Annotated in this window: 2 protein-coding genes and 1 pseudogene; all 3 read right to left on the reverse strand. The window is 70.9% G+C overall.

What is annotated here, in order from left to right; genetic code table 11:
• Positions 1 to 152, reverse strand: a 152-nt coding sequence (locus P1P70_RS43730) for an ADP-ribosylglycohydrolase family protein (protein WP_319247944.1), incomplete at its 3' end; no start/stop codon positions are given.
• Between the two features lie 96 nt (positions 153 to 248).
• Entirely contained in the window at positions 249 to 626 is a 378-nt protein-coding gene (locus P1P70_RS43735; protein WP_319247942.1) for a hypothetical protein, read from the reverse strand.
• Positions 626 to 2,212 (reverse strand): annotated as a pseudogene (locus tag P1P70_RS43740) (hypothetical protein); the annotation flags it as partial. The gene P1P70_RS43735 and the pseudogene P1P70_RS43740, both read right to left, overlap by 1 nt.

The following is a 2,212-nucleotide window of genomic DNA, read 5'->3' on the forward strand; positions in this document are numbered from 1 at the left end:
CCCCCTCCGCACATCTCCCCGCCGTGCCCGGCCTTCGGGAACCGCGCGGAGAAGGCCCCCTCGGGCCCGAACTCGAACGGTGCGCCGAGCGCGTCCCCGACGGCGGAGCCGAGGATCGCACCGAGGGCGCGCTGCGGGTCAGCTACGGCCAATACGGCCAAGGGTGCCTGCCTTGAGGGTGGTGAGGTGGGTGGCTGCGGTGCCTGGATGCGGAGCGCCGCTTCGTGGATCATGTTCTTCCGGTCAAGTCACTCCGGATCGAACCCCGGCGCGTACCAGGCGAGGGTCTGCTCGCCGTTCTCGTCCCATTCGAGTTCCGCGAGGGGGTGGTGACCGTCCTCGGTCGTGATCCGCTTCGCGGCGAGAGCGCCGTCGGGATGCCATCTGCAGGATTCACCGACGGGGAATCCCGCGCGCATGGTCCCCTCGGCGCGCAGGGTGCCGTCCTCGTACCACTGTCTGACCGGGCCGTCCACGATCCCGTCCCGGTAGGTCTCCAGGCTGACGAGCGCGCTGCCCTGGTACTCGACGACCTCGCCGGTGAACAGCTCGCCCTGGTAGAAAAGGCGTTCTCCGTCGTCGAAATCCACCTTGGGATCGTCGATGTCGATGCGGGGAAGGGTCATCAGGGAATCCAGTTCTCGGGGCCAGGGGGGTCCTTGAGATAGCGGCCGTGGCTGCTCGGCACCCCTTCCAACATATGGTTGCAGTTACCACAGAACGGCGCGCCCCGCGGGTAGCGCCCGGTCGCCTTGTCGGCCATGTACGGGAACTGAACCGAGGCCCGCATCTCCGCCAGTGCCGCCGGGCCGTCCGGGAGGCCTGCCTCCGTACGCGCCCACAGCAGCTGGTTCGCCGCCTTGACCTCCGCATGGCTGAGGATGGGGGCGTGATGCGGCGGGCTGCCGGCGATCTCGTCGTAGCGAGCCCGCAATGTGGGGTGCAGCCGTGCGAGAGGAATGGATTCGGGCGGCCTGGGACCGTTGATGCCTTCGACGACATGCCCGGTGCGCAGGTCCATCACGGCACCGACGCACGCTCCGGTCTGTGCCCGAGGCCAGGTCTTGGCGTCCTTCGCCTGCAGATACACGTCGGCCCGGTCACGGGACAAGTCGTCCAGGTAGTCGGCGACCGGGCGTCCGTTCACCTCGGTGATGAGTCCGCCCTGCCGCGTCACCTCGGCGTCGTTCAGCGTGGCGAGGAGCTTCTCGCCCGCGCCGGGCGGCGGCACCACGCCATCGCCACCCGGGAGATCGGTGATGTGGTCGACGGGCGGTGACGCCGGGAGGTCCGGTCGCTGGTTTCCGTCGGAACCCGGGTGTGATCCGCCGACGTGGTCGCCCCGGCCCGCAGCACCCTCGCCGTGACCACCCGCAGGAGCACCCTCGCCGTGACCACCCGCAGGTGTCTCTCCACGCCCGCCTGAGGGGGTTTCGTGGTGACTGCCGCTCGATGTCTCGCCGTGCCCGTGGCCACCGCCGGTCGGGCCGTCGCCTCCGCGAGAGCCGCCGCCGCTCCCCGGCGTCTCATGACTCCCCGCAGGCCCCCGGCCCAGGTCATCGGTCCGCCCGCCCGGCAGGTTCTCCGCACGCCCGCCCGGCAGGCCGTTGTCGCTCACCCGCCCGGTACCGCCCAGGTCGTCCCCGACACGTCCCACAGCCCCCGTGCCGCCGTCGCCCACCTTGGCGCCGGCTCCCACCAACTCCTGCTCCGGTGTGCGCACGTCCGCGCCGCGCTCCGCCGCCGTCCCCTCGTGCTTGATGGCGTCCAGGGACTCGCGGACCGTGCCGTCGGCGTTGTGGACGACGAGGGTCTGGGTGTCGAGGTAGACGACCTCGCCCTTGGGCGTCTCCATGCGGACGCTGTTCTCGGGGGTGAGGCCCGCCGGGAGGTCGTCCGTGATGGTGGGTGCGTCGGCGATCTGGTACGTGCCCTCGCCGAGCCTGATGTGTGTGCCGTCGGTGATGCCGCGCAGGCTCGCCATGACGTCGCTGATCTTCACCGCCGTCGCGCCGACGCCCTTGGTGAGGTACGTCATCGGGTCGACGATCCTGCCGGCCTTGCCCGCGAACGAGATCGCCTTGGCGATGGCGCCCGCCTTGCCCGCGCCGGAGACCGCGCCGCCCGCGCCGCCCGTGAAGATGGTGGTCAGGACGTTGAAGGTGACAGCCCCGGCGGCCCGCGACGGGTTCTTGCCCCACTCGTCGTAGGC

The sequence above is a fragment of the Streptomyces sp. MB09-02B genome, from assembly GCF_033794485.1.
Lineage (GTDB): Bacteria > Actinomycetota > Actinomycetes > Streptomycetales > Streptomycetaceae > Streptomyces.

Excerpts from the sequence above, each read along its gene's own strand:
- P1P70_RS43735 (WP_319247942.1), bottom strand. The coding sequence starts at position 626 with ATGACCCTTCCCCGCATCGACATCGACGATCCCAAGGTGGATTTCGAC.